General features: G+C 64.4%; 23 protein-coding genes. 13 read left to right on the top strand and 10 right to left on the bottom strand.

All coding sequences use genetic code 11. The annotated features are described in order from the left end of the window. Window positions 1–34 precede the first annotated feature (34 nt). Complete coding sequence (locus tag E8E95_RS11015) at window positions 35–682, bottom strand: HEPN domain-containing protein (RefSeq protein WP_280349958.1); 648 nt, start codon at window positions 680–682, stop codon at window positions 35–37. Between the two features lie 118 nt (window positions 683–800). Here E8E95_RS11015 and E8E95_RS11010 point away from each other — a divergent pair, with 118 nt between their 5' ends. From E8E95_RS11010 to E8E95_RS10995, 4 genes are all read left to right on the top strand, one after another. Continuing rightward, window positions 801–1013 carry a hypothetical protein gene (locus E8E95_RS11010; RefSeq protein WP_280349956.1) on the top strand — a complete coding sequence of 71 codons (213 nt, stop codon included), beginning with the start codon at window positions 801–803 and terminating at the stop codon, window positions 1011–1013. A gap of 23 nt (window positions 1014–1036) precedes the next feature. Next, window positions 1037–1486, top strand: coding sequence for a hypothetical protein (locus E8E95_RS11005; protein WP_280349954.1), 450 nt, complete (start codon window positions 1037–1039; stop codon window positions 1484–1486). 81 nt (window positions 1487–1567) lie between these two features. Beyond that, entirely contained in the window at window positions 1568–2122 is a 555-nt protein-coding gene (locus E8E95_RS11000; protein WP_280349953.1) for a GYF domain-containing protein, read from the top strand. A gap of 13 nt (window positions 2123–2135) precedes the next feature. Beyond that, window positions 2136–2258, top strand: a complete 123-nt coding sequence (locus E8E95_RS10995) for a hypothetical protein (protein ID WP_280349951.1) — start codon at window positions 2136–2138, stop codon at window positions 2256–2258. 559 nt (window positions 2259–2817) lie between these two features. On the opposite strand, the gene E8E95_RS10990 is transcribed toward E8E95_RS10995, so the two are convergent. Both E8E95_RS10990 and pobA read right to left on the bottom strand, forming a co-directional pair. Further along, complete coding sequence (locus E8E95_RS10990; RefSeq protein WP_280349949.1) at window positions 2818–3063, bottom strand: twin-arginine translocase TatA/TatE family subunit; 246 nt, start codon at window positions 3061–3063, stop codon at window positions 2818–2820. Window positions 3064–3117: 54 nt separating this feature from the next. Beyond that, window positions 3118–4305, bottom strand: a complete 1188-nt coding sequence (gene pobA, locus E8E95_RS10985; protein WP_280349947.1) for a 4-hydroxybenzoate 3-monooxygenase — start codon at window positions 4303–4305, stop codon at window positions 3118–3120. Window positions 4306–4500: 195 nt separating this feature from the next. Between pobA and E8E95_RS10980 the strand changes: the two genes are divergently transcribed. Both E8E95_RS10980 and E8E95_RS10975 read left to right on the top strand, forming a co-directional pair. After that, a complete protein-coding gene (locus tag E8E95_RS10980) occupies window positions 4501–5379 on the top strand; it encodes a helix-turn-helix domain-containing protein (RefSeq protein ID WP_280349945.1) in 879 nt (292 codons plus the stop codon). Window positions 5380–5592: 213 nt separating this feature from the next. Beyond that, window positions 5593–6522, top strand: a complete 930-nt coding sequence (locus E8E95_RS10975) for a transporter (protein ID WP_280349943.1) — start codon at window positions 5593–5595, stop codon at window positions 6520–6522. A 25-nt stretch (window positions 6523–6547) separates the two neighbouring features. On the opposite strand, the gene E8E95_RS10970 is transcribed toward E8E95_RS10975, so the two are convergent. Further along, complete coding sequence (locus tag E8E95_RS10970) at window positions 6548–8377, bottom strand: sigma-54-dependent Fis family transcriptional regulator (protein WP_280349941.1); 1830 nt, start codon at window positions 8375–8377, stop codon at window positions 6548–6550. A gap of 516 nt (window positions 8378–8893) precedes the next feature. Between E8E95_RS10970 and pchA the strand changes: the two genes are divergently transcribed. From pchA to E8E95_RS10945, 5 genes are read left to right on the top strand one after another with little or no spacing between them, the layout of a single operon-like run. Further along, window positions 8894–10369: a 4-hydroxybenzaldehyde dehydrogenase gene (pchA, locus tag E8E95_RS10965; protein ID WP_280349939.1), complete on the top strand. Its 1476-nt coding sequence runs from the start codon at window positions 8894–8896 to the stop codon at window positions 10367–10369. A gap of 50 nt (window positions 10370–10419) precedes the next feature. Next, complete coding sequence (locus E8E95_RS10960; protein ID WP_190831786.1) at window positions 10420–10755, top strand: cytochrome c; 336 nt, start codon at window positions 10420–10422, stop codon at window positions 10753–10755. Window positions 10756–10765: 10 nt separating this feature from the next. Further along, window positions 10766–11449, top strand: coding sequence for a hypothetical protein (locus E8E95_RS10955; RefSeq protein ID WP_280349935.1), 684 nt, complete (start codon window positions 10766–10768; stop codon window positions 11447–11449). A gap of 12 nt (window positions 11450–11461) precedes the next feature. After that, window positions 11462–13030, top strand: a complete 1569-nt coding sequence (locus E8E95_RS10950) for an FAD-binding oxidoreductase (RefSeq protein WP_280349933.1) — start codon at window positions 11462–11464, stop codon at window positions 13028–13030. A 58-nt stretch (window positions 13031–13088) separates the two neighbouring features. After that, the gene (locus E8E95_RS10945) at window positions 13089–13457 is read left to right on the top strand and encodes a c-type cytochrome (protein WP_280349931.1); all 369 of its coding nucleotides are present in this window, start codon (window positions 13089–13091) and stop codon (window positions 13455–13457) included. A 187-nt stretch (window positions 13458–13644) separates the two neighbouring features. Here E8E95_RS10945 and recD read toward each other — a convergent pair whose 3' ends face one another. The 5 genes from recD to E8E95_RS10920 all read right to left on the bottom strand — a co-directional run bounded on the left by recD (window position 13645) and on the right by E8E95_RS10920 (window position 23696). Next, window positions 13645–15684 (bottom strand): exodeoxyribonuclease V subunit alpha, encoded by a 2040-nt coding sequence (gene recD, locus E8E95_RS10940; protein WP_280349928.1) that lies wholly within the window; start codon window positions 15682–15684, stop codon window positions 13645–13647. Then, window positions 15681–19313, bottom strand: a complete 3633-nt coding sequence (gene recB, locus E8E95_RS10935) for an exodeoxyribonuclease V subunit beta (RefSeq protein WP_280349926.1) — start codon at window positions 19311–19313, stop codon at window positions 15681–15683. The genes recD and recB overlap by 4 nt, the downstream gene beginning before the upstream one ends. Beyond that, window positions 19310–22717 (bottom strand): exodeoxyribonuclease V subunit gamma, encoded by a 3408-nt coding sequence (gene recC / locus E8E95_RS10930; protein ID WP_280349924.1) that lies wholly within the window; start codon window positions 22715–22717, stop codon window positions 19310–19312. Before recC ends, recB begins: the two co-directional genes overlap by 4 nt. 328 nt (window positions 22718–23045) lie before the next feature. Next, a complete protein-coding gene (locus tag E8E95_RS10925; protein ID WP_280349922.1) occupies window positions 23046–23426 on the bottom strand; it encodes a hypothetical protein in 381 nt (126 codons plus the stop codon). A 12-nt stretch (window positions 23427–23438) separates the two neighbouring features. Continuing rightward, window positions 23439–23696 carry a hypothetical protein gene (locus E8E95_RS10920; RefSeq protein WP_280349920.1) on the bottom strand — a complete coding sequence of 86 codons (258 nt, stop codon included), beginning with the start codon at window positions 23694–23696 and terminating at the stop codon, window positions 23439–23441. A gap of 362 nt (window positions 23697–24058) precedes the next feature. Between E8E95_RS10920 and E8E95_RS10915 the strand changes: the two genes are divergently transcribed. Then, on the top strand, window positions 24059–24484 hold the full coding sequence (locus tag E8E95_RS10915; RefSeq protein WP_280349918.1) for a GNAT family N-acetyltransferase: 426 nt from the start codon (window positions 24059–24061) through the stop codon (window positions 24482–24484). A gap of 14 nt (window positions 24485–24498) precedes the next feature. On the opposite strand, the gene E8E95_RS10910 is transcribed toward E8E95_RS10915, so the two are convergent. Beyond that, window positions 24499–25083, bottom strand: coding sequence for a lecithin retinol acyltransferase family protein (locus tag E8E95_RS10910; RefSeq protein ID WP_280349916.1), 585 nt, complete (start codon window positions 25081–25083; stop codon window positions 24499–24501). A 500-nt stretch (window positions 25084–25583) separates the two neighbouring features. Here E8E95_RS10910 and E8E95_RS10905 point away from each other — a divergent pair, with 500 nt between their 5' ends. Continuing rightward, window positions 25584–25943 carry a hypothetical protein gene (locus E8E95_RS10905; protein WP_280349914.1) on the top strand — a complete coding sequence of 120 codons (360 nt, stop codon included), beginning with the start codon at window positions 25584–25586 and terminating at the stop codon, window positions 25941–25943. The last annotated feature ends 59 nt before the right edge of the window (window positions 25944–26002 follow it).

Raw genomic sequence — 26002 nt, 5'->3', positions numbered from 1 at the left:
GCTGCATGACGCAACGGGCGCCTGACGTGCAGAGCTAATCCACTACCGGATAGCAAGCATCCCCCCACAGGGTGCCTGGGCTGTCCATCATCGACTCAATGATCAGCGGCACCAGCTTGCCGAGCAGGTTCGTGCAGTCGCGCATCTGCTCGCGATTCACCGAACCGCCCCAAGTCGAGCCACCGTGGATGAGCTGGTTGCGCAGGGTGTAGAGGCGGTTGAACAACACGCCGAGCAATGCCGGCGTGTTGCCGCTGGCCAGCGCCAATTGAGCGGCTCGCTTGCCGCTGGCGAAGCGAGTTTTCCAGGTGCTTTCGTCAATCTTGCCGCTCTGGTGATCCCAGAAGCTCTGGAATACGTACTGGTTATCTAGCAGCACGCGGATGCTGCCGGAAAACTCCTGCCAGATCAGCGCATCAATGCGCTTTTTCTCGTCCAGCGAGCAGAGCTTTTCCAGAAAGGCCTTGAAGGTGTCCTGCTCCGAGAGTCGCTGCCGATCGTCGATATCGCTGGCGTAGGCGGCGTTGAAGGCGATCCACAAGAAGATGAATCGACCGTCGAGGTCCTCCGCCTGCTCGGCGCGGTCGAGCCAGCTGAGGGCACGATGCACACGCAGGCGCAGGTTCGGGTGTTGGGCATCGCGCTCCCGGCGATGGCGTTGCTTGAGCGGCTGGAACTGCATGGTTCTCTCCTTGAATCAGCGCCGTACCCTACCAGAGCAACGCTTGGCTGCAATACCGCGACACCTTCTGTCGCCCTGTTGCAGCACAGTCTCGCCACACACAACGTAGAGACCCTACATGCCACTGCCGCCCCTGCCCCGCACCTTCATCTGCCCGCACTGTGGCTGGAAGCGCACCACCACTCCAGCCAGCGACGCTCTCCAACTGAACATCGACTGGTTCTACCGCTGCCCGGTCTGCCAGCACACCGAGCTGGAAACCCGCCCTGCAAGCCGCGCAGAAATCATGCGGGCACGGCTCACCCAGTTCTTTCGTAACCCACGCACCTAAACGACATGACACAGGGATTCATCATGCAAAAACCAAGCATCCTGCTGCTCTGCAGCCTGCTCGCCGGTACGGGTGCCCATGCCGGCACCTACGAATGGACTTCCGGCTGGGGCATGGGCGTCAGCGAGCATCTGGTGGACGACGGCAATGGCAACGAGCTGAACATCTCATGCCCGGACCATGAGGAGGATGGCTATGTCCGCGCCCACGCCAGCATCGGTGGCCGGCAATACAGCTCCGATGAGGGCAACGGCTTCGATGTGATCGTCGACGGAGAGACTTACAGCAACCCCTTTTTCACCGACTGCCGGGTTTGCGGGACCAACTTCCCCGGATTCTGGGAGGCCCTGCGCAAAGCCAACAACCTGAAGCTTGCCGCTGGCGGACAGACCGTCAATCTGCCCACCAAAAGCATCTCCAGCGTACTCCAGCCGCTGGGCAGCCCGGAAAACAGCTGCCACTCAGCCTGGTAAGGCAGCCCACACTGCGACACGGGTTGTCGCCAGAAGCGGTGACACTGCGTCACACCGTGAAACGATTCGAGGAGTGAATCGATGTCCGATGTACAAAGCAGTACAAACCTGTGGTTCTACGAGGAAAAGGGCGAACGCAAGGGCGGCGCCAGCGAACAGGAGATGGTCGAGCTGATCCGCTCTGGTCGTCTCGGCTACGGCAGCTCCGTGTGGATGCACGGCTTCCGCGAGTGGGCGAAGCTGGAGGATACCCCGCTGCGACAACATCTACTCCAGACACCGCCGCCACTGGTTGGCAGCCAGGTGAACAACACCCTGGTCTGGGTGCTCGCCTTCGCGCCCATCATCGGCTACCTGATGGAGTGGTTCGTCGCAGGCGCTCTCAATGGCAGCGAAGCGGCAGCGGCGCGAGCGATGGAAAACGTCAGTTACTGGTACATCACGCTAGCGCTCAATCTGCTGCTGTCCTTCTTCGACGAGAAGCGCCTGCAAAAGGCCGGGCACAATACCAGCCGCTTCAGAGGCTGGGTCTGGCTGGTACCGGTGTATCTGTATCAGCGAGCCAAGAATTTGCAGCAGAACCTGGCCTACTTCGTTGTCTGGCTGGTGTGTTTCGCGCTGGTTCTTCTAGCCTGAAGGAGCCCACAGTATGCTCAAGAACATTCTTGCCACCGTCGGGTTGGCTGTCGTACTCAAGGCTGCCTTCGAACACTACTGCGAGTTCCGCGAACTGAAGCGCGAGAAGCAGGAACGTACAGAGCCGACTGCCTGAATACTGCGGGTTTCGGAGCAGCGACTGGCCGTTTCGATCGATTGAGACCGAATTCCAGCCTGCTCCGAAACAGGCAACCACGGCCTACCGGAACAACCGGTAAGGCCCTGGCAAGCTGGGCTCACACTGGATCAAATCCCTAATAGGGATTTGATCCGAAGAAATTGCCCACTCCACCGCCACAAGGTCTCCCTGAAATCTGCGATTAAATTTGTTGCGCCCTTAACGCTCGAAAAATCCTTCCTATGTTTGAGCAGTGAGAAAGCCAGACAATATCGGGCCTCGGCCCGATCTCGGCTTGATCCCCAAGTCGCTGAAGATCCGACTCTGACACCGAGGTCGCCCCCCGGCTCCACCAAAATCCACGATTAAGCCCCCGAATTTTCTAGCGAGATTCGGGGGCTTTTTCGTTTCTGCTTGGATGTGTCGAAGAAGTGTCGAACTCAGCCGTGGCGCTCATCGAGGTCCGCGAAATTGCTGATCTTCACGGCACCGTCAGGGAAGCGCGCAATCACCTCCAGCTGTCCGCCCATAGCGCAGCCGGCGGGAAGGCCGCCGGCTAGGACGGCGCGGGCGCTCGGGGACGAGGCCTCAGGGCCGGGGCTGGGACGGATTGCGCGATACGTGCGGCATTATCAACTTCGGCGGGGTGGGGCTCGCCCTTGCCCTCGGTCGCCAAGGCGCGGCGAAGGGTGCGGATCGACTCGCCCAAGTCGGCCCCCAGGCTCTTCAGCCGCTTGCCGCCGAACAACACCAGCACCACCAGCAACAGCACCAGCCAGTGCTTCCAATCGAAGATTCCCATGGGCATGCCTCCAGGTTGGAATCGGCCCCGCCGCGGGCGGTGGGGCCGTCAGTATCAGCAGACCTCTTCGTAGGGCAGGCCGACGTAGTTCTCGGCGATATTCACCAGGCCGGCGTGAGAGTTCAGGAAGTACTCACGGTCGGCCACCTGCATCTTCTGGTCCCAGGCGTCCTTGTCGCCTTCGAAGTCGTGCAGCAGGTTGGTCATGAACCAGCTGAAACGTTCGCCCTTCCACACTCGGCGCAGCGCCAGCTCGGAATACTTCTCCAGCAGGTCGGTACGCCCCTCGCCGTAGACCTTCACCAAAATGCGGTACAGGTAGCACACATCCGAGGCGGCCAGGTTCAGGCCCTTGGCGCCGGTAGGCGGCACGATGTGGGCGGCGTCACCGACCAGGAACAGATGGCCATACTGCATCGGCTCCACCACGAAGCTGCGCAGCGGCGCGATGCTCTTCTCCAGGGACGGGCCAGTCACCAGGCGCTCAGCCACTTCCTCGGGCAGACGTGCCTTCAGCTCGTTCCAGAAGCGCTCATCGGGCCAATCTTCCACCTTGTCGGTCAGCGGCACCTGCAGGTAGTAGCGGCTGCGAGTCAGGGAACGCTGGCTGCACAGCGAGAAGCCGCGTTCGTGGTGGGCGTAGATCAGCTCTTCGTTCACCGGCGGGGTGTCGGACAGCAGGCCCAGCCAGCCGAACGGATAGACCCGCTCGTATTCGGTTAGCACACCGGCCGGGATGGTCTTGCGCGAAACGCCATGGAAGCCGTCGCAACCGGCGATGTAGTCGCAGTCGATGCGCTGCAACTGGCCATCCTTCTCGAAGGTGACATAGGGGCGTTCGCCCTTGAGTTCGTGCAGCGCGACATTGCCGGCTGAGTAGATGATCGGTGCGCCGCTGGCGGCGCGGGCGTCCATCAGATCGCGGGTAACCTCGGTTTGGCCGTACACCACCACACTCTTGCCACCGGTGAGTTCGGTCAGGTGGATGGGTACGCGCTTGCCATCGAACACCAGCTCAACGCCTTCATGCACCAAGCCTTCGGCGTCCATCCGATCGCTCACGCCGGCCTCGCGGAGCATGTCGACAGTGCCCTGCTCCAGCACCCCCGCACGGATGCGGCCGAGCACGTAATCAGGGGTCTGGCGCTCGACGATGATGTTGTCGATACCGGCCTTGTGCAGCAGTTGGCCGAGCAGTAATCCGGAGGGGCCGGCACCGATGATGGCAACCTGAGTTTTCATTGTTGTTGTCTCGCAAAAAGGGCTTCAGGCCAACGGAGCAGACAGGAGCCTGAAACACGTGGGTTTATGCTCACCTGCATTTTTGCTGACAGAAATTGAAAAAGAAGGTCAGAATCTCGCTATAACTTGCACTTTTGAAAACACCGTCCGATTATCGACCAGCTCCGAACAGCGCCACAGCTCCCAGGCCAGCTCATGAAAACCAGCATTCCAGGCGTTCCCGTATTCAAGCTCTATGGTGAGAACCAGGCCTGGCCGACGCCCGACCTGCTGCACTGCGAATCCATTCCGAAACGCAGCAGCCTGCACCACTGGGAGATCAAGCCGCACCGCCACGCCGACCTGTTCCAGCTGCTCTACGTCCAGCGCGGCCAGGCGGTGGTGGAGGTGGAAGGCCGGCGCAGCGACATCCTCGAGCCGTCGATCCAGGTCACTCCGCCGCTCTGCGTCCACGGCTTCCAGTTTTCCGAGAATATCGAGGGCCATGTGCTGACCCTGGGGGCGCCCCTGGTGGAGCTGCTGGAGGCGCAACTCGGCGCGCCCTTGGCGGTGCTTGCCTCCTCGGGCTGCTACCCGGTGGGGGCCGACCGCACCTACATCAACACCCTGTTCGCCGCCCTGCTCAAGGAATACGAAGGCAGCGCGCCGTCCCGCGAGCTGGTGCTCAACTCCCTGGTCAACGTACTCATGGTCTGGATCAGCCGGCGCAGCCAGCAGATCACGCCCCCCAGCGGGCGCGACGAACGCAACCGGCAGCTGCTGGGGCGCTTCATCAAACTGGTGGAGCAGCACTACCGCGAACACCTGACGGTGGAGGCCTTCGCCCACCGGCTGAGCCTGTCCAGCGTCCACCTGAACAACCTGTGTCGCCAGCTGGCCGGCCAGAGCGCGCTGCAGATCATCCATCAGCGCCTGCTGCTGGAGGCCCGGCGAAATCTCATTTACACCAACATGACCATTGCCCAGGTGTCCGACAGCCTGGGCTTCACCGACCCCACCTACTTCTCGCGCTTCTTCCGCCGCCTCAACGGCCAGTCGCCCAATGCCTTTCGCCGTGGCGGCAGCGACACCTAGCGCCGGCGTCGAGAATTCTCCAGGGCGCGGAATTTTCTTAACAGCCTGTCGCCGCGCCACGGGGCACCAGGCCAATCCATTGCGAAAAAACGCAAACAGGACGCCATCTTCGGCAAAAATCAGAACTTATCGACTGGCACGCTAATTGTTTAGGGCACTCTCCGAGCAAGACACCAGCCTTGCTCGCACCCAATAACAACAAGGCTGCCTTACATGAACAAGAAATCCTTCAGCACCCCTGTCATTGCCTGCACCACCAGCCTGCTGCTCGCCGGCACCAGCCAACTGGCGCAAGCCACCGAAGGCGGCCTGTCGTCCTGGCCAATGGGTATCGAGATCTACGGCATGGGTATCCTGCCGCCGCCCGGCACCTACGGTCAGGTGTTCGTGGGCAACTACCTGGCCGACTCCCTGCGCGACAACGCAGGCGACAAGGCCGCCGACATCGACCTGCGAGTCACCACCATCGTGCCGCGTTTCATCTGGGTCACCGAACAGCAGGTGCTCGGCGGCAACCTCGGCTTCCACGCCCTGCTGCCGCTCAACGACATCCGCCTGAACGTCAAGAACGGTCCGCACGACCACAAGCGCGGCATCGGCGACGCCCACTTCGGCCCGGTTGTCGGCTTCCACCACAGCGACAAGTTCCACACCGCCGTCGGCGTCGACTTCGTGGCCCCCACCGGCAGCTACGACAAGGACGACCTGATCAACCTCGGCAACAACTACTACACCGTGCAGGCGGTGTATGCGATGACCTACACCGACCCCAACGGCTTCAACGCCGATGTGCGCCTGATGCACGACTACAACTTCGAGAACCGCGACACCCACTACCAGTCCGGCCGCGAACTGCACGCCGACTACACCCTGGGCTGGGGCCTGGGCAACGGTTGGGTCGTGGGCGTGGGCGGCCACGCCTACAAGCAGATCAGCGACGACAAGTGCAGTGCCTCGAACTGCACCTCGGCCGCATTGGTGGACGCCAATGACGGCAACCGTGGCCGCAGCTTCTCCATCGGGCCGGCCGTGCAGTACAGCGGCAATGGCTGGTTCATCAGTGCCAAGTGGCAGGACGAAAGCGGCGTGCGCAATCGCGCAGAGGGCCAGACCTACTGGGTGAAGTTCACCATGCCCCTCTGAGCCATCCGTGACCGATCAGGGGGGATCACTCCCCCTTGAGCCGGTAACTGATCTGGGCACGGCTCATGCCCAGCATCTGCGCCGCCGCGGTGAGGTTGCCGCCGGTGCGCTCCAGCGCCAGGTGTACCAGGCGCTGCTCGATCTCCTTCAACGAAGTCCCGAGCACTCGCTCGCGGCCACTGAGGAAGGCCTGCAGGTCGGCCAGCTCCGGTTCGACCGACGCCTGATCCGCGACAGCCACCTCGGCTCGCGCCTGCGGCTCACCACCGACGGCGTCCAGACGGCCCTCAGCGGTCAGGCCGATGCCACTGGAGCGCAGCGGCTCACCCGCCTCCGCCAGGTGCACCAGGTCCATAAGCTCGCCATTTCCGGCGGCGATCACACCACGCTCGATCAGGTTCTGCAGCTCGCGGATATTGCCGGGGAAGCGGTAGGTAAGCAGGGCGTTGACCAGCCGTGTACTGAAACCCAGGGGCTTGAGCCCATGGCGAGCACTGAACTTGCGCAAGAAGTAGCTCATCAGCAGCGGGATGTCCTCGCGCCGCTCGCGCAGGGGCGGCAGGTGGATCGGGAACACATTCAGCCGATACAGCAGGTCTTCCCGGAAGCGCCCGGCCTCGACCTCGCGCCGCAGATCCAGATTAGTGGCGGCAATTACCCGCACGTCCACCGGGATCGCCGTGGTGCCGCCCACCCGCTCGATCTCGCCCTCCTGCAGCACCCGCAGGATCTTGCTTTGGGCGCTGAGGCTCAATGTGGCGATCTCGTCGAGGAACAGGGTGCCGCCCTTGGCCCGTTCGAAGCGCCCCGGACGGGAGCGGTCGGCGCCGGTGAAGGCGCCGCGCTCCACACCGAACAGCTCCGCCTCCAGCAGGGTTTCCGGCAGCGCCGCGCAATTCAGCGCCACCAGCGGTGTGTGGCGCCGCGGACTGGCCTGGTGCAGGGTGCGCGCGAAAAGCTCCTTGCCCACCCCGGATTCACCGGTCAGCAGCACCGTGGCCTGGGTCGGCGCCACGCGATACAGCTGCTGGCTGGCAGCGACGAAGGCGGCGGAGATGCCCACCATGGCCTGGTCCTCGGACGGCTCCTCCAGCTCGGCCATTTCCGTCTCGCCGGCCGAACCGTAGGTGCTGCGGCTGAGGAAATCGCTGGCATCCAGGTGGGCCAGGTCCGTATCGATGTCGTCCCACTGCTCCGCCGGCTTGCCGACGATACGACAGGCCGAGTGCCCCATGCAGCGGCACTCCTGTTCGCGGAACACCACCAGACGTCCCTGCAGGGACGAGGCGTACCCGCTGGCGTAGCCCACCTCCATCCAGCATGCCGGCTCACTGCCCAGCCCGTAGCTGGCGATGTGCTCGTCGGCCTCCAGTGAGTTGTGCCAGAAGAACTCGGAATAGAAATGACCGACGCTGGAGTCGATGTCGAAGCGCACCACCTCCACGTTCACCATGCCCTCCAGCATGTGCAGGCGCGGACCAGCGCTGTAGAGGCTGGCGTGGTCACCCTCGGGCCACTGCGCGCTGACCTGGGCGGCATCCCGCGCCCCGGCCTGCCAGCCGATGCGGGTCAGAAGGCCACGCGCCTTGTCGAGGCCGAGAGCTTCCACCAACTCACGGCGTATGGCGCCGAAGGCGGCCCCTTGCAGCAGCATCATGCGCTGTCCGCAGAGCCAGATATTGCCGTCCTGGGGTGCGAAGGCGACGGTCTCCGCCAGTTGCTCGGCCGAAGGCAGCCCGCTGCTGCCGAACTGGTTGGCATGGTCGACGATCAGGCGTTTCTGCTGGCTGAGCAACTGCTTGAGGAATTCATCCCCCATGGCGCGGCCGGGATTGCTCGAGGATTTGCGAGTCATGGGTCTAGGGCAGGAGGCAGGAAAGACCCGTTCAGTATGCCAACGAGGAATGGCCGGTCAATTGACCTTCCGGCGCCAGCGCTTGCCGTTACTCGATAACCGCACAGTCTCCCGCGAACTGCTCTGGGAAGTTTTCAGCGCCCCGGAGACTTCTCTGCAGAAATTTCCGCACCACCCGTCTCGCAACCGCCTCGACGCACCCGGCTGTCGTCCACAGTAGCGACATAAATAATTGTTTTAAAAGGAAAAAAATGAAATCAAAAGAAATGGCACGGTAGTTGTTAAGGACCTGTTGCGTGCACCCAAGACAACAACAATGCAGGTAACGGCCCCATGAACTGCTTCCCATCGCCAAGCAATCCCCCTCGCCCGCCCGCATCACGACTTCGTTGTTGATCCCCGATCGTACCGCCATAGGCCAGGCGCCCGCGCGTCACGCCTGAGGTGTCGCCACGCCTCCATACGACCATCGGATCGCCGCCACCGGCAGCCTTCCGCTCAAACAAGAGAGCCCCCATGGACACCACCCGCCCTGCCTACCAGAACCTCGAGCTGCAGCCCCTCGCCGGTCAATGGCGCGCCGGCAGTACCGGTCGCCAGCTGGAAGTCTTCAACCCCTACAACGACGAGCTCCTGCTGCGCATCGCTCTGGCCAGCCGCGAGGACCTCGACGCGGCCTATCGCAAAGCCCGCGAAAGCCAGGGCGCGTGGGCGGCCAAGGCACCGGCCGAGCGCGCCCGCGTCCTGCTGGAAGCGGTGAAGGTCTTCGATGAGCGCCGCGAAGAGATAATCGACTGGATCATCCGCGAGTCCGGCAGCACTCGCATCAAGGCGCAGATCGAATGGGGCGCCGCCCGCGCCATCACCCTGGAGTCGGCCAGCCTGCCGAACCGCGTCCACGGGCGCATCGTCGCCTCCAACATCCCCGGCAAAGAAAGCCGCGTGTATCGAGCCCCCCTGGGGGTGATCGGCGTAATCAGTCCGTGGAACTTCCCCCTGCACCTCACCGCCCGATCCCTGGCCCCGGCCCTGGCCCTGGGCAACGCCGTGGTGGTCAAGCCGGCCAGCGACACCCCGGTCACCGGCGGCCTGCTGCTGGCGCGCATCTTCGAGGAAGCCGGCCTGCCGGCTGGCGTGCTCAGCGTGGTGGTGGGCTCGGGCGCGGAAATCGGCGACGCCTTCGTCGAGCACCCGGTGCCGGCGTTCATTTCCTTCACCGGCTCGACCCAGGTCGGCCGCAACATCGGCCGCATCGCCAGCGGCGGCGAGCACCTCAAGCACGTCGCGCTGGAGCTGGGCGGCAACAGTCCCTTCGTGGTCCTGGCCGATGCCGACCTGGAACAGGCAGTCAACGCCGCCGTGGTGGGCAAGTTCCTGCACCAGGGCCAGATCTGCATGGCGGTCAACCGCATCATCGTCGAGCAATCCCTGGTGGATGCCTTCACCCAGCGCTTCGTCGAGCGGGTCAAGGCCCTGCCCTACGGCGACCCGAGCAAGCCCGAGACCGTGGTCGGCCCTGTGATCAACGCCAGGCAGCTGGCCGGCCTGAAAGAAAAGATCGCCACCGCCAAGGCCGAAGGCGCCGCCCTGCTGGTGGGCGGCGAGCCCCAGGGCAATGTCATGCCGCCCCATGTGTTCGGCAACGTCACCGCCGACATGGAGATCGCCCGCGAGGAAATCTTCGGCCCGCTGGTGGGCATCCAGTCCGCCCGTGATGCCGAACACGCCCTGGAGCTGGCCAACCGCAGCGAGTACGGCCTGTCCAGCGCAGTGTTCACCGGCAGCCTGGAGCGCGGCGTGCAGTTCGCCCAACGCATCCACGCCGGCATGACCCACGTGAACGACATCCCGGTCAACGACGAACCCAACGCCCCCTTCGGTGGCGAGAAGAACTCCGGTCTCGGCCGATTCAACGGCGACTGGGCCATCGAGGAGTTCACCACCGACCACTGGATCACCCTGCAACACAGCCCGCGGCCCTATCCGTTCTGATACTGCCGTTCCATCAAACCGCACCCCACCAATAAAAAACGGAGTACGAAATGTCCTCACTCCTCAACAGCCAAGCTGTGAAACGGCCATTGCTGGCCAGCCTTGCACTGCCCTTCGCCCTGCTCGCCGGCCAGGCCTTCGCCGATGGCGACGGGGTCTGGAAAAGTGGCGAGAACGTCTATCAGAAGGTCTGCGGCCACTGCCACGAACACCAGGTGGGTCCGGTGATCACCGGCCGCCAGCTGCCGCCGCAGTACATTTCCGCCGTGGTGCGCAATGGATTCCGCGCCATGCCGGCCTTCCCGGCCTCGTTCATCGATGACAAGGCCCTGCAGCAGGTCGGCGAGTACATCTCCAAGTCGCCCGCTCCCGCGGCCAAGCCCTGAGGTGCCGGCGATGAACATCGAACGTCGTACCCTGCTCAAGGGCATGGCCCTGGGCGGTTTGACCGGCATCGCCATGGGCGGCTCCAGCCTGGCGATGACCAAAGCCATGCTGGGTGGCCAGGCCCGGCCAATGCCCACCCTGGTACTGGTGGATGACGGGGCGGCCGGCAAGGCCTTCCTCGCAGGGGTAGGCTCCAGCCCGGCGGCCGGTAATGCCGAAGTGCAGCGCGCTGACCTCGGCCTGGACTTCATCCTGGGTCTTGAAAAGCGCCTGCGCAGTGGCCAGCCGCAACGCATCATCGGCCTGGTGGATGACGCCAGCGCAGCCCTGATCCTCGACCTCGCCCGCAGCAACGGCGCACGCGTGCAGTGGCTCGGCCAGCACAGCGCAATCGCCGGCGCCACCCGCCACCACCTGCTCAGCGCCGACAGCGCCCAAGGCTGCGCCCTGCACCTGGGCCAGCAGCTGCACGCCTGTGGCGGCGGTTTCAGCCTGAGCGAACAACACCCCCTCGGCGGCCAGCCCCTGAAGCTGACCGGCGCCGCGCGCAGCGGCGGTTCCGCGCAATGGGCGGCCAGCCTCGGCTACAGCCTGGCCGGCCTGGGTGGCGCCGACAGCAGCGCGGCCCCGCGTATCGCCAGCCATCAGCCGGCGCTCGCCGGCCAATTCGTTTCGTTCTCGATCGTGGCTTGAAGGAGCTGACAAATGACCGAGCAAACCCAGAAAACCCTGCTTCCCCGTGGCGTGAATGACGCCAACTTCCAGCAAGCCCTGGCCAAATTCCGCAAGCTGCTGGGCGAGGACAACGTCCTGGTCAAGGACGAACAACTGATCCCTTACAACAAGATCATGATGGCCGTGGACAATGCCGAACACGCGCCCTCCGCCGCCGTCACTGCCACCACCGTGGAACAGGTGCAGGGTGTCGTGAGGATCTGCAACGAACACGGCATTCCGGTGTGGACCATCTCCACCGGCCGCAACTTCGGTTACGGCTCGGCGGCTCCCGGCCAGCGCGGTCAGGTGATCCTTGACCTGAAGAAGATGAACAAGATCATCCACGTCGATCCAGAGCTGTGCACCGCCCTGGTGGAGCCGGGAGTGACCTACCAGCAGCTGTACGACTACATCCAGGAAAACAACCTCCCACTGATGCTGTCGTTTTCGGCGCCGTCCGCCATCGCCGGCCCGCTGGGCAACACCATGGATCGCGGTGTGGGCTACACCCCCTACGGCGAGCACTTCCTCATGCAGTGCGGCATGGAAGTGGTTCTGGCCAACGGCGACGTCTACCGCACCGGCATGGGCGGCGTGAAGGGCGACAACGCCTGGCAGGTATTCAAGTGGGGCTACGGCCCGACCCTGGACGGCATGTTCACCCAGGCCAACTACGGCATCTGCACCAAGATGGGCTTCTGGCTCATGCCCAAGCCGCCGGTGTTCAAGCCCTTCGAGATCAAGTTCGAGAACGAGTCCGATATCAGTGAGATCGTCGAGTTCATCCGCCCGCTGCGTATTGCCCAGGTCATCCCCAACTCCGTGGTGATCGCCGGCGTGCTCTGGGAAGCCTCAACCTGCAACACCCGCCGCTCGGACTACACCACCGAGCCGGGCGCCACCCCGGACGCCATCCTGAAGCAGATCCAGAAGGACAAGAACCTTGGTGCCTGGAACGTCTACGCCGCCCTCTACGGCACCCAGGAACAGGTGGACGTGAACTGGAAGATCGTCACCGGCGCCCTGGCCAAACTGGGCAAAGGCAAGATCGTCACCCAGGAAGAAGCCGGCGAAACCCAGCCCTTCAAGTACCGTTCCCAGCTGATGTCCGGCGTGCCCAACCTGCAGGAGTTCGGCCTGTACAACTGGCGCGGCGGTGGCGGCTCCATGTGGTTCGCCCCGGTCAGCCAGGCCCGTGGCAGCGAATGTGACAAGCAGCAGGCGCTGGCCAAAAAGATTCTCAACAAGCACGGCCTGGACTACGTCGGCGAATTCATCGTCGGCTGGCGCGACATGCACCACGTGATCGACGTGCTGTACGACCGCACCAACCCTGAGGAAACCCAGCGCGCCAATGCCTGCTTCCACGAACTGCTGGATGAGTTCGAGAAACACGGCTACGCCGTCTACCGCGTCAATACCGCCTTCCAGGAGCGTGTGGCGCAGAGCTACGGTACCGTCAAGCGCAAGGTGGAACACGCCATCAAGCGCGCCCTGGACCCGAACAACATCCTGGCGCCCGGCAAGTCCGGCATTGACCTCGCCAACACGTTCTAAAAGCAGCAAGGCCTCGCCGAGTCAGCCCGGCGAGGCCTTTTCACGTGCAGGAAACACCATGTTCCACGAACGACTCCTAGTCACCGGCCTGGCATTGGCCTCATCTCTCGCTTTCGCCCAAGGCGACGCCGCCAAGGGCCAGGCCCTGTTCGCCGCCCAATGCGGCTTCTGCCACAGCGTCGAAGCCGGCAAGAACCTCATGGGCCCAAGCCTCCACGGCGTATATGGCCGCACCAGCTCCCAGGCGCCGAGGTTCGGCTACTCCGCGCCACTCAAGGCTGCCGGCCTTGAGTGGAACGACGCCAACCTGGACAGGTGGCTCACCAGCCCGGCCACCCTGCTGCCAGGCAACCTGATGATGTACCCGGGCCAACCCAACCCCCAGGAACGCCAGGACCTGATCGCCTACCTCAAGAGCTTGAAGTAACGGCCCCGCTCGTGGACCTGGCGGCGCACGCCTCTTGGGTACTCTGGCGCCGCCGCAGCCAGTTGGTGGAGATCGCCGCTGGAAACGAGGAGCGCGTTCGCGAGACTGAAACAGCCGGCCGCAAGTTGCGCGAGCTTTCCGGACTGGCGACGCTCCAGGCGCGCTGAGGGCCGTCTGGTCTGGTTACTCATCCCAAGTCAGCGTCCAGCAGCGATTCCCCCAATCCACTGCGCCGTTCAACGCGGCGTTGTACTGCCTGCTCGAAAATGCCGGAACGGCTCTCGATCAGGCTGAACCAGTCCCGCGCGCGGGTGATGCCGGTGTAGACCAGCTCCTTGGTCAGTACCGGGTTGAGGGTATCCGGCAGGATCAGCGCGCAGTGGGCGAACTCCGAGCCCTGGGACTTGTGCACCGTCATGGCGAACACGGTTTCCACCGCTCCCAGTCGACTCGGCAGGATATGGCGCAGTGCGCCGCTGCCATCGTTGCGGGGGAACACCACGCGCAGCACCTGCCTCGGCGGGGCGCCGGGAAACTCGGGTGGTTCCGGCAGGCGCAGGGCGATGCCGATGTCGCCGTTCATCAGTCCCAGGCTGTAGTCGTTGCGGGTCACCAGCACCGGGCGTCCCTCGTACCAGCCATGATCCTGTTCCAGCAAGCCACGACGCTGAAGCGCCTGGGCAATGCGCTCGTTCAGCCCCTCGACGCCCCACGGCCCCTTGCGAACCGCGCAGAGCAGCTGGAACTGGTCGAAGGCCTTCAGCACCTTGCCTGCCCAGGTATCCCATGCGGCCGACTCAGCACCCGGCTCGGGGCGTTCCTGCCGCATCACCTCCAGGTAATGGGCGTAGCCTTGCGGCCTGCGTTCACCGCTGGCCAGGCCATCCAGCAACAGGCGCTCCAAGGCACGGTCCTGTTCACCGGACAGACGCAGTACATGCAGGTCGCCGCTGCCCGCCGCCAGGGTGCTGCGGGCGGTCGGGGCATCCCCGACGTTCACCGCACGGGCCAGGCGGCCGATGCCGGAACCGCTGCCGAAGCGCCGCGAGTGACGCAGCATGACGATGTGTTGGGCCAGCGCCTGCTCGCCTGGCACCAGCGCTGGATCTTCCACCCGCTCGCCGGTCTGGGCCTCCAGCCAGGCGCGTGTACTGGCGCTGTATCCACCCGCCTCCGCCTCCAGGCAGAGATCCCCAAGCACGGCGCCTGCCTCCACCGACGCGAGCTGGTCCTTGTCGCCCAGCAGGATCAGCCGTGCATGGGCCGGCAGTGCATCCAGCAGATTGGCCATCATTTCCAGGTCGATCATCGAGGCCTCGTCCACCACCAGCACATCCAGCGGCAGCGGGTTGCCGGCGTCATGACGGAAATGGCGACTGTCCGGGCGACTGCCCAGCAGGCGATGCAGCGTGGTGACGGTGCTGGGAATCTGCTCACGTACCGCGTCCGACACGGGCAGTGATGCCACCTGCCCGCCGATGGACTCGGTGAGGCGCGCCGCCGCCTTGCCGGTCGGGGCCGCCAGGCTCAGGCGCAGCGGTGCGCCCGCTGCCATTGCGGCCTCCTGCAGCAGCGCCAGCAAACGCACCACCGTGGTCGTCTTGCCGGTGCCGGGACCGCCGGTGATCAAGGTGAAACGGCCCTGGGCCGCCAGGGCGCAGGCGAGCTTCTGCCAGTCGGTGAGGCGTTCACCATCCAGCACGAAGGGTTCGGGGAAAAGCGTAGCCAGGCGCGCGGAAAGGTCAGCCGGCGCAGCGGACGTCGCGCGCAGACGCTCGCCGATGTTGCTCGCCACCCGGCGCTCGTAATCCCAGTAGCGGCGCAGATAAAGACAGGGGCCGCTCAGAATCAGGGGCGCGCCGTCGGCTTCCAGCAGCGAACTGCCGGCGCACGCCGCCAGCCAGTGTTCCGGGGTCAACCCGGCCAGCACCTGGGATGGCAGCAGCGTCGCCAGTTCCGCGTCCTCCCCCTCCGGCGGCAGGGACAGGGTGAAATCCGGATTGGCCAGGGTAGCGGCCAGGTCCAGGCAGACATGGCCCTGCCCCAGCTGGTGGCTGGCCAGGGCAGCCCCGAGGATCAGCAGCGGCGAGGCTGTCGGGTCCAGCTCGGCAAGGAACCGCGCCAGGGCACGGTCCAGCTCCCGCAGCCAGCCACGCTCGCTCCAGGCTTCCAGCAGGGCGAAGAGTTCGTCACGGTCACTCAGCGCCAGCGACAATGTGGGACTCATGCAACGGCCTCCTCAGGCTCGCCCAGGAACAGGGCATCCAGCTGTTCGATCAGTTCGCGCGACGGGCGCGCCAGGTACACACCCGGGCCGGGCGCACGAAGGAACAGGTAGAGCGCGCCGCCCAGATGACGGTCGTAGTCGTAGTCCGGCAGGCGCAGGCGCAACTGCCGGTGCAGGGCCAATACATAGAGGACGTACTGCAGGTCGTAGCGATGGCTGGCCATGGTCGCGGCCATCGCTTCGCGGGTGTAGGCGGCGTCATCGGTGCCCAGCCAGTTCGACTTGTAGTCGGCCACGTAGTAGCGGCCTTCATGCTCGAACACCAGGTCGATGAAGCCCTTGAACATGCCATTCAGGGTGTCGGCGCGCAGCGGCTGGCGAGCGACGCCCGGTAGCTCATGGTGCTGCACCAGCGCGTCGAGGCGCAGCACGTCGACGCGACTGGCCTCGAACCAGAACTCCAGCTCCGGCTGGTACTGCGTCAGCTCCGCCAGGCGTACCGCGCGGCCATCGCCGAGGTGCAGCGGTTGTACCAGCAGCGCTTGCAGCCATTGGTGCAGCGGGTCGATCCACATTTCCAGGCCACGACGACGGCAGCGTCGCGCCACGGCGTCACGCAGCGCCTCCGGGTCAGCAGAGAGCTGGGCGAAGCCTTCCTCGGCGGCCATTTCCAGCAGGCCGTGGAGGAAGGTGCCGGGGTTGGGACCACGAGGGAAACGGTGCAGCCCCTGGGCGGATACCGGCAGCGGAGCCTGCGCCAGCTCGGGATTTTCGTCATCGCTGGAGTTCTGCATGGCCGCGCTGTCCGGCGCCGCGTCGTCGTGGCGGCTCGGCGTCGACAGCGAGCCCTCGTCCCGGCGCAGGGCACTGTAGGAAGCGATCCACCAATGCTCGGCGGCGCGTCGCTCGGGGGTGCGCCAATGGGGCTCGAATTGCCCGTCCTCCAGGGCTTCATAACGCTGTTCTGTCGCTTCCGGGGCCGGCAGCACGGTGCTGCGCGGCGCCGCCGCGAACGGCTCCAACCAGGCGGCAAGCCCCGCACTCTCGGCCAGAACCTGGCCACCACCCAGCAAGTAGCCGAAGGCCGACTCGTGGAGGCGCGACTTCTTCGCGTTGCCGATCTTCAGGTCCGCTACGCCCAGCCAGCAGGCGTGACGGGCGCGGGTCAGCGCCACGTAGAGCAGGCGCAGGTCCTCGCCCAGGCGTTCGCGCTCGGCCTTGTCCAGGGTGTCTTCATCGGCCTTGAGCACCAGCCGGCGGCGCTCGCCGTCGTGCACCTGCAATGGCTTCTTGTCATCCACGGGACGGAAGGCGCAGATGAACGGCAGGAACACCAGCGGGTACTCCAGGCCCTTGGATTTATGGATGGTCACAACCCGCACCAGGGCCTCGTCGCTTTCCAGGCGCAGCACCTGTTCCTCGGCGGCGTGGCCGTCGCCGGCCAGCAACTCGGCCAGATGGCGGATCAGCGCCAACTCGCCATCCAGTTCGGCAGCGGCTTGCTGCAGCAGCTCAGCCAGGTGCAGCAGGTTGGTCAGCACCCGCTCGCCATCGTCACGCCCCATCAGTCGCTGCGGAAGTTCGAAGTCCTGCAGCAGTTGGCGCAGCATCGGCAGCACGCCCTGACGCTGCCAGCGCTGGCGGTAATCGCGGAACTGCATGACGCGGCGTTCCCAGATGCGCTCGTCGAGGTTGAGCTGCTCCAGTTCGGCCAGATCGAGCCCAAGGGTGGCGCTGGCCAGGGCGGCGCGCAGGGGGCGATCCTGGTCCGGCTCGGCGCAAGCACGCAGCCACAGCAGCAGGTCGCGCGCCTCCTGGGCAGCGAACACCGAATCCTTGTCCGACAGGTAGACGCTGCGCACCCCTCGCGCGGCCAGCTCACCACGGATGGCCTGGGCCTCGTTGAAATCACGCACCAGAACGGCGATGTCGCTGGGCTGCAGCGGTTTCAGTGCACCGTCCTTGCTGAAGCCGGCGCGCTGCCGCTGGCCGAGGTCCAGCAGGCGGACGATCTCGCTGGCCGCGCCTGCAGCCAGAGCGGCGAGGTAGTTGCCCTTGGCCACCGGTTCCTCAGTGGCCAGCTGCCAGAGGTTGAGGGCTGGCTGGGCCTCGCCTTCCACGGTCCAGGTTTCCTTGCGGCCCTGGGCCTCCACCGGGATGAACGGCAGGTCGTCGCGGAACAGGAAGGCCCCTGCCCCGCCCTCGCGGTTCTCGGCGCGGCGGAAGACGTCGTTCACCGCATCCACCATGTTCTGGCTGGAGCGGAAATTCTTCTCCAGGTTGTAGTGCCGCCCAGCGGTGGCGCGGCGCGCCCGCAGGTAGGTGTGGATATCCGCGCCACGGAAGGAATAGATGGCCTGTTTGGGGTCACCGATCATGAACAGGCCGCAGTCGTCGCGATTGGCCTCCACCTGGTAGAGGGTGTCGAAGATGCGGTACTGCAGCGGGTCGGTATCCTGGAATTCGTCGATCAGCGCCACCGGGAACTGGTGGCGGATCACCTCGGCCAGACGCGGCCCGTTCTCGCTCTGCAGGGCGGCGTCGAGACGCGTGAGCATGTCGTCGAAACCCATCTCCGCACGCTGGCGTTTCTCCCGATCGAAACGCTGGCGAACCCAGGCGGCGGCGTGGTGCAGTGCAGCTTCGTCCGCGGCGGGCAAGTCGTCGAGCTGAGCCTTGAGGCTGGCCATTGCTTCCGGCGCCGGATGCGCAGGAGGTGTGCCCTTCCAGGCTTCGGCAAGGCCATCGGGGGTCAGACGGGTGAAGCCGGTGCCGAGGTCCAGTCGCGCCTCGTCGCCATCCGCCCACTCCCGCAATTTGTCCAGCCAGGGGTTGTAGTAGCGCGCCTGGATCTTGCGGGCGTCCACGTCCTTGTCGGCCACCGCCTTGTCCAACAGGCCTTGCAGCTCATCGGCCCATGCTCGCCAGGGCGCCTTGAGCGCCACCAGCTCTCGCTCGCGATCCAGCAGGGCTCGTTCCAGCAACTCGCCCAGGGGCTGTGCGCTGGCCGCGCCGTCTTCGCCCAGCAGCGGTCGCAAACGGGCACCAAGGTTGGCCGGAGTGCCCCAGCTGCGCGCGGCCCATTCCAGTGCGACGCCCTGCAGCGGGTAGCAATGCTGCCGCCAGTAATCGCGCACCACTTCGGCCAGCAGTTCGCTGTGGTCGGTTTCCAGGGTCTGGCTGAACAGGCTGCCACTGTCGAAGGCGTGCTCCCGCAACATGCGCTGGCACCAGCCGTGGATGGTGGATACGGCCGCCTCATCCATCCATTGCGCGGCCAGCTCCAGGCGACGGGCGCAGTCGGGCCAGCGGGATTCCGGGAAATCGCCGCGCAGCTCGTCCAGCAGGGGGTCGGATTCGCCATCGCCACGGAACACCGCCGCCGCCTGCACCAGCCGCGCACGGATACGGTCCCGCAGCTCGCGGGTGGCGGCATCGGTGAAGGTCACCACCAGGATCTGCGGCGGCAGCAAGGGCTCGCGAAACGCTGCGTCGTCGCCATGACAGAGGATCAGGCGCAGGTAGAGCGCGGAAATGGTGAAGGTCTTGCCGGTGCCGGCACTGGCCTCGATCAGGCGGCTGCCATGCAGCGGGAACCGCAAGGCAAGGGGGCGTTGGGGCTGACTCATGCCTGCTCCTCCTTGAGGGCAATGGGGTGGCTCTCCAGCAGCGGCTGGTAGAGCCGTTCGCTCCAGGCAGGGAACTGGCCATCGGCGATCAGGGCGGCGTAATCGGGGAACTGCCGGGCGAGGCTGGCGCTGCTGGCTACCTCGCCGGTGATGTTGTAACCGCCCTCATACACGCCGCAGGCCTTGTCGTCGTTGCCGTCTTTCAGCCAGGCCAGGGAAGTCTTCAGTGCCACCGGCAGCGGCGCCTGCATACCGGCGGTCCAGGCCTCCAGCCAGGTGGTGAGCAGCTTTCCGGCATGTTCGGCCGCCAACGGCTCGAAGGCCAAGCTCTGGTCCTCGCCCACCAGTAGCGTGGTGATGGGAGCACCGCACGCTGCCGCCACCACATGCAGTACGTAGGGACGCAACAGGCGATGCCACTTCCAGGTCTTGTCCTTGGCCAGGGCGCTGGGCAGCAGTTCCAGCCGTGCCAAGTGGCCGTCGGCCTGCTGCCGCAGACCACCGAGCCAACCGTCGAGTTGCACCGCGCCCGCGCTGAAGCTCAGTCGCTGCGGCGACTCCACCCGCTCCGGCCACTGCAGGCATAGCCCTTCATAGCGTTGCAGCTGCCCCGGCAGCGGCTCCAGCAGGCTGCTGCGGTACTGCTCGCCGAAACCGGCCAGGGGCAGCACACCGCTGCGCTGCAATCGGTCAGCCGCTTCCACCAGCGCCTGCTGGGTGTCGCCGTTGCGCGCCAGCACGGCAGATTTCAGCAAGTTGTCCTGCAACTGGTAGCGCTCCAGGCCATCGAGGGCGAAGGGTTCGCTGTCCAGCTCGGCTTGCTCATCTTCATCCAGGTGCACTTTCAGTCGACGGGTGAAGAAGCACTTCACCGGGTCGCGCAGAAAGCCCTGCAACAATTCCGGGGTGATCTGCAGACCATCCTCCCAGGCCGGCAGGCAGCCCGCGGCTTCACCCGGCGTTGCCTGACCGTGCAACCGGGCCCACTCGTGGACATAGCTGAACAGCTCCGGCTCGGCGCCGAAGTAACGGCGGCTGAAGGGTTGCAGCGGGTGTTCGGTAGTCAGCGCGTGGAGCAGGTCGCCGCCACCGGCGAGACTCCAGGCGGTGCCGAGGTGGTCGCGCAGTTGGCCGATCAGCACCGACGGCGGCCGCTCGCTGTTGTCACGGATGCTGCGGCCCACCCAGCTGATATAGAGGCGGTCACGCGCCGCCAGCAATGCTTCCAGCAACAGGTAGCGGTCATCCTCGCGGCGAGAACGGTCGCCGGGGCGGTAGTCGCCGGCCATGAGGTCGAAGTCCAGCGGCGTCTGGCTGCGCGGGTAGTCGCCGTCGTTCATGCCCAGCAGGCAGACGTGGCGGAAGGGAATGGCGCGCATCGGCATCAGGGTGCAGAAGTTCACCGCGCCGGCGAGGAAGCGCTGGCTGAGGCGGCCCTGGTCGAGGTCACCGAGCCAGGCCTCGCGTACCACTGGCAGCGGCAGCGGCTCCTGCAGGCCAGCCGCTTCGCAGAGCGCCAGCCAGCCATCGAGGGCGTCGAGCAACTGAGTACGCAGGACTTCCTCGCGATCGCCCTTGGGCAGGAAGAAGGTTTCCAGCAGGCTGCGCAGGCGCTCGCCCCAGACCACCGGAGCGGCGGGCTCGCGCAGCTGCGCCAGCTGGCGGTCGAGGGCTTCCAGCAGGCGGGTCAGCGGGCCGATCAGGGCCGCGTCGAGGCCGCCGATCTCGTCATAGGGCTCGATACCCGCGTACGCCCCGGCGCCGCCCACGGCATAGCCCAGCAGCATGCGGCGCAGGCCGAAGCGCCAGGTGTTCTGTTCCAGCCCCTCGCCCAGACCAAGGGATTCGCGCTGCCGGGCATCCAGGCCCCAGCGGATGCCGGCACCCTCCAGCCAGCGGCGCAGGGTAGGCAGTTCGTCTTCCGAGATGCCGAAGCGCGCGCGCAGGGCGGCCACGTCCAGCAGGTCGAGTACCTCGCTGACACTGAAACGGCTGTCCGGCAATTGCAGCAGATGCTCCAGGGCGATCACCTGCGGGTCTTTGCCGCGCAGGCCCTGGTCAGCCAGGGTAAAGGGGATGAAGCGGGGATCATCGCTGCTGAACTGGCCGAACACCGCCTGGATGTGAGGCGCATAGGTGTTCACGTCCGGCACCATGACGATCACGTCGCGCGGGCGCAGCGTCGGGTCTTCGCTGAAGCAGGCCAGCAGCTGGTCGTGCAGCACCTCCACCTCGCGCTGGGCGCTGTGGGCGATGTGGAAGCGCAGGGTACGGTCCCGCGAAGGTTCCACGGGAGGCCAGGTGTCGCGGGTCTCCTTCAGGGGGCGGAGGTCGAGGATGTCGTTCTGCAACTGGCCCAGCAGGCTGTCTTCCGACGCCGGGCTGAACAGGTCGATGCGCTCGAATTCCTCGCGGTAGCGCTGGGGTTGGTCGTACTGATCCAGCAGGTTGATGTAGTCGCGGCCCTGCTTGCCCCAGGCGGCCAGCAACGGCTGGGCGTGCTGGTGCATTTCCTCCTGGTCGAACAGGCCGATCTGCCCGGCGCCGCCGCCCTTGCGCTGCTGGCGGCGGTACTCATGGCGCAGCAGGTCCTTGTCTTCGACGATGTCGCCCCAGTGGTGCTGGCAGGGGTTGTGCACATAGAGCATCACCTGGCTGAAACGGGCCATGGCGGCCAGTGCCTCCAGCACCTGGGCGGGCAACGAGGAGATGCCGAACACGGTGACGCGGCGCGGTAGGCCGCGCGGCGGCGCATCCAGCTCCCGCAGGCGAGCGACGAAGCGCAGGTGCACACCGACGCGGCTTTCTGCCAGATGCTCCTCGCCCACATCAGCCAGCAGCGCGCGCCACAAAGCCGGCTGCCAGCACGAGGCGTCGTCCAGCTCGCGCTCGCCGCCACGAGAGGTACGCAGGATGTCACGGCCTTCAGCCCAATCCGCCAGCCAGTCGGCGCGGTAGACCTGATACTGATCGAACAGGTCGGCCAGGCGCTCGGCCAATTGGTGGCGCTTGCGCAGGTCGCTGTCATCGGCGAGGAAGCGGCGCAGCGGCGCGAATGCATCATCGGCCAGCAATCCCGGCAACAGGCGCATCAGGCGCCAGGTCAGCGGCGCCTTGTCCAGCGGCGACTGCTCGGGAATGGCGTCGCGCCCAAGCACGCTGCGATAGGCCTGCCAGAGGAAGCGCGCCGGCAGGTCCACGTCCAGCGCCGCGGCGATGCCACAACCGTCCCGCTCGGCCAGCGCCAGCTTGAGCCACTGGGCGATGCCGTTGCTCTGCACCAACAGCACTTCGTTCTCCAGCGGCCGCAGCGGGTAGCGCTTCATCCACTCCACCGACAGGGCACGCAGCTCCTCCAGGTGGTTGCCATGGATAACGATAAGGCCGGGTTCAAGCTCCTGCATGGGTAGGATTCCTGCGTGTGTACCGTAGGGACAATACTGACTGGTAGCTGCGACATCCTGTGTCGTAACCACCCTTCACGGGAAATGAAAAACTGTGGGCGCTGTCGCTCTGGATGCCTGTCTACATGGCAACCGCCGCCGAACCGGTACGGGGCGCATTGATAAACATCACGACCTCAAGCGCACGCAAGGCAGAAACCGGATACCCCATTTTCCGATTGACCGAGGCATGAAAGCCAGGGAACCGCTCATCCTGCCGAAGCTTCTGGAGCCGCGCCAGGTACTTTCCATACTCAGCAGCATTGTTGACGCGGTATTGATGCGGTTCCTACCGATGGATGAATCGGTAGATTCTCGAGTCCCAGATCGCGAAAGCCTCTGGATTCACGAAATGCAGCAGCTTGGACGCGCCAACCACGGAGCGATTCACCAACTGGGCCAGCCGCTCGATCTCATCCTCACTGAGGCAGCCCTCGGCGCTCGCCTTGTTCAGTAGCGCCACACCATTGCGAACATCGAGGGATTCGCTGGCATGAATTTCCAGGATGGTCGGCATCCACCCATAAACCATGTGTGCGCCACACACGAAGTCCTGTTCGTCCAGAACTTGCCGGGATCTCAGCGAAGCGAGTATGTGCGGATAGGCACGAATGTAGGACTGCCTCTGGTCGATCTCGGTCAGCGGTTCAAGCTGGAAAACGTCTTGCATTCCACTGCGTCCTTAAACCGGCTCCAGCCGATAGGTAACGGATGGGTCGGTGAGTTCGAAGAACAGCTCGCCCTCGGACGAGGCTACCGCTGTCGCCGCGGCCCCCCAGAAAGTCGAAGCCGTTTTGAAGAAGTGGCAAACCTCCGCAACCAGGCTGTCCGCATCACGCAGGCCTTCCAGTTCGTCCCGCCCCAGACCCGGCATGAACAGTGGAGCGATCCGCTGCTTCCGAGCAGGGTCCAACGCAACGATCGCTCTGAAAAGTTCCATTTGGCCTCCCTGCTGCACTGGATGAGCCCGCGCATCCTACTATCGACCAGTGGCCAATTGGCACTCACCATCCAGGGTGGACATCTCTGCTGCCCAGCTGCTCCCTGCATCTCACCACTCAACCGCAAGCTTCGCCGGAGCAACCAGGTGGCACTGAAACACTGGCTGCATCGGCCCTATAACGAACCACTGTTCATGGATATTCGTCGCTGTCCCGCCTGGTTGCCTATGTAGACCGCTACGACAGCGGCGTGGCCTGCTCCACCTATTCGGCGGGCCAACCTTTGTGGGAGGCTTGGCGTGGCGCTCCTGCTTGCCACTGAGGGAGCGAGGCACAGACCCAACGTCTAAAGGACTAGCGAATGAGTACTCGTATCGAGATGACGGTAAACCCAGGAGAAGAAGAGCTCGCGGCGATCATTGGGCCCTTGCGGGCGCATAACCGTTCTCGAGCGGGTGATCCGGGAAGGGAAGCAATCGCGCTGCTGGTTCGCGATGAGCACTCCAATGAAATGCTTGGAGGCCTGTACGGGGAAATTTTTTATCGTTGGTTGTTCATCGAGTTGCTGGCCATTCCGGAGCAGACGCGGGGGCAAGGTACAGGCTCGCGGCTGATGAAAATGGCTGAAGACGTTGCGCGTGAGAAAGGCTGCGTCGGCATCTGGCTGGACACCTTTGATTTCCAGGCACCCGGGTTCTATCAGAAACACGGTTTCACCGAGTTCGGTCACCTCGAGGATTTTCCCCCAGGCCACAAGCGTTTCTATTTCCAGAAGCGTTTGGACTGACGTGGGGACCGAGGCTATGCAATGAAGCTCGGTTGCGAACCCGAAATCCAGGAGAAAGCATGGCGCGAGAAGTGAAGGCAGGCATTTATCTGTGCACTATAGCTTTCTCCGCTTATGCACCAATTGCAGAAGTGCTCGCAGTTATTCGAAAGCAGGCTGTATTGACGCTCGCCAACTCTTGAACGCGCACGACTGACTATCTCGTTGCTGGAATATCTGCGCTGCTCCTGAGCTACCCAGATATCGTTGCCATTGGCGAAGTATTCGAGATCAGTCACCTCAACGGGGCCCGCCTTGAATGAAGTGCAGAATCCGGAATAGTGAGCAACTTCGCCATTTCCCAGATATATGCCGTGATGTGCATACAGCTTGCGCGGACTGATCAAGTGCGAGCCTATGGGCAATTTGCTGGCTTCTTGATTGATATCGTCCAGCTTGACCAGGGAACTCGAGGGTCCTCGTGCCGAGAGGGCAGCGCTGCGGGGCTTGGTCAGTGGCTGTTGATGGGCAACGACGGTGGTCATCAGGGCCAGACAGACAAGAACTGCTGAGCGAAGCGATGAGGCGCTGTCCGCAAATTCGTTTATCAAAAGGCTCACGATGAAACCCTCCGAAACCCTTGATGTTTAATGTATCGCTGGGCTCGTGGAGCTTCATTTGTGCGTAAGACTAGATTAATCAACCAATCAATATATCTTCCCGATACCTAAGTATTACGCCAGATACCAAAGTAGAAGGCAGGCGAAAATCTCAATCGCGAATCCAAAGAACGTTCCCAGAGTAAGCAGAAACTCAAGAACTTCCCGTCCACCGTCGGGGGAGCCGGGCGATCACCTCCAGTTGCCCACCCATGGCGTCGATATGGCTGCGCAGGGTGGAGATGTACTGTCGGTGCGCTTCTCCATCTTGGCGATGGCCGGCTGCTGGACATGCAGGACCTCGGACAGCATTTGCGGCTCCAGGGGGCCCCAATCACCCTCCCTCGCCCTGGACCCCCTCCCCCCAACGGCAAACTTATACATACAAATGGGAATGCCAATTGTCTCCAGCCGATCTACCGTTACCCATTGGTAGTCCCAGACAAGTGGCAAGGCGAGTTATGGCTTGGCAACAATGCCCCGTATGTCATGGCAGCCGCACCATTCAGAAGGACGGCCGCACCATCGAGTGCCGCTACTGCCGAGGTCTGGGGCGGGTGTACGACGCCCCCCCGAAGCCGTTTTCCGGTGGGCTGTTGTTCATGACGCTCCTGCAGGTAACGGCGTCCCTCGGGGCTGGCTACCTTGCGACGACTTACACCAAGCACTGGGAGCAGACGCACAGCCTGATCCTCGGTGCCATGGTGGCGATCGCGGTTTACTGGGTGCTGACGCTGAAGATGTTCCGCGATCTGCTCCTGCTCGGTTTGGCGCTGGCGCTCCTGTATCAGCTGTACCAGGTGTGGCTACAGCACAACTGACCCGCCTCCGACCGGGCACGACCTGGCCGCGATCGCCCGTTTTTCTCACCACCGCAACA

The organism is Pseudomonas sp. BN414, assembly GCF_029871275.1.
Classification (GTDB): domain Bacteria; phylum Pseudomonadota; class Gammaproteobacteria; order Pseudomonadales; family Pseudomonadaceae; genus Metapseudomonas; species Metapseudomonas resinovorans_C.
This window is presented reverse-complemented; position numbering and strand designations above follow the sequence as displayed.

Bases quoted from the DNA above. Each gene is read 5' to 3' on its own strand.
- E8E95_RS11015 (WP_280349958.1), bottom strand. From the start codon at position 682: ATGCAGTTCCAGCCGCTCAAGCAACGCCATCGCCGGGAGCGCGATGCC.
- E8E95_RS11010 (WP_280349956.1), top strand. From the start codon at position 801: ATGCCACTGCCGCCCCTGCCCCGCACCTTCATCTGCCCGCACTGTGGC.
- E8E95_RS11005 (WP_280349954.1), top strand. From the start codon at position 1,037: ATGCAAAAACCAAGCATCCTGCTGCTCTGCAGCCTGCTCGCCGGTACG.
- E8E95_RS11000 (WP_280349953.1), top strand. From the start codon at position 1,568: ATGTCCGATGTACAAAGCAGTACAAACCTGTGGTTCTACGAGGAAAAG.
- E8E95_RS10995 (WP_280349951.1), top strand. From the start codon at position 2,136: ATGCTCAAGAACATTCTTGCCACCGTCGGGTTGGCTGTCGTACTCAAG.
- E8E95_RS10990 (WP_280349949.1), bottom strand. From the start codon at position 3,063: ATGGGAATCTTCGATTGGAAGCACTGGCTGGTGCTGTTGCTGGTGGTG.
- pobA (WP_280349947.1), bottom strand. From the start codon at position 4,305: ATGAAAACTCAGGTTGCCATCATCGGTGCCGGCCCCTCCGGATTACTG.
- E8E95_RS10980 (WP_280349945.1), top strand. From the start codon at position 4,501: ATGAAAACCAGCATTCCAGGCGTTCCCGTATTCAAGCTCTATGGTGAG.
- E8E95_RS10975 (WP_280349943.1), top strand. From the start codon at position 5,593: ATGAACAAGAAATCCTTCAGCACCCCTGTCATTGCCTGCACCACCAGC.
- E8E95_RS10970 (WP_280349941.1), bottom strand. From the start codon at position 8,377: ATGACTCGCAAATCCTCGAGCAATCCCGGCCGCGCCATGGGGGATGAA.
- pchA (WP_280349939.1), top strand. From the start codon at position 8,894: ATGGACACCACCCGCCCTGCCTACCAGAACCTCGAGCTGCAGCCCCTC.
- E8E95_RS10960 (WP_190831786.1), top strand. From the start codon at position 10,420: ATGTCCTCACTCCTCAACAGCCAAGCTGTGAAACGGCCATTGCTGGCC.
- E8E95_RS10955 (WP_280349935.1), top strand. From the start codon at position 10,766: ATGAACATCGAACGTCGTACCCTGCTCAAGGGCATGGCCCTGGGCGGT.
- E8E95_RS10950 (WP_280349933.1), top strand. From the start codon at position 11,462: ATGACCGAGCAAACCCAGAAAACCCTGCTTCCCCGTGGCGTGAATGAC.
- E8E95_RS10945 (WP_280349931.1), top strand. From the start codon at position 13,089: ATGTTCCACGAACGACTCCTAGTCACCGGCCTGGCATTGGCCTCATCT.
- recD (WP_280349928.1), bottom strand. From the start codon at position 15,684: ATGAGTCCCACATTGTCGCTGGCGCTGAGTGACCGTGACGAACTCTTC.
- recB (WP_280349926.1), bottom strand. From the start codon at position 19,313: ATGAGTCAGCCCCAACGCCCCCTTGCCTTGCGGTTCCCGCTGCATGGC.
- recC (WP_280349924.1), bottom strand. From the start codon at position 22,717: ATGCAGGAGCTTGAACCCGGCCTTATCGTTATCCATGGCAACCACCTG.
- E8E95_RS10925 (WP_280349922.1), bottom strand. From the start codon at position 23,426: ATGCAAGACGTTTTCCAGCTTGAACCGCTGACCGAGATCGACCAGAGG.
- E8E95_RS10920 (WP_280349920.1), bottom strand. From the start codon at position 23,696: ATGGAACTTTTCAGAGCGATCGTTGCGTTGGACCCTGCTCGGAAGCAG.
- E8E95_RS10915 (WP_280349918.1), top strand. From the start codon at position 24,059: ATGAGTACTCGTATCGAGATGACGGTAAACCCAGGAGAAGAAGAGCTC.
- E8E95_RS10905 (WP_280349914.1), top strand. From the start codon at position 25,584: ATGGCTTGGCAACAATGCCCCGTATGTCATGGCAGCCGCACCATTCAG.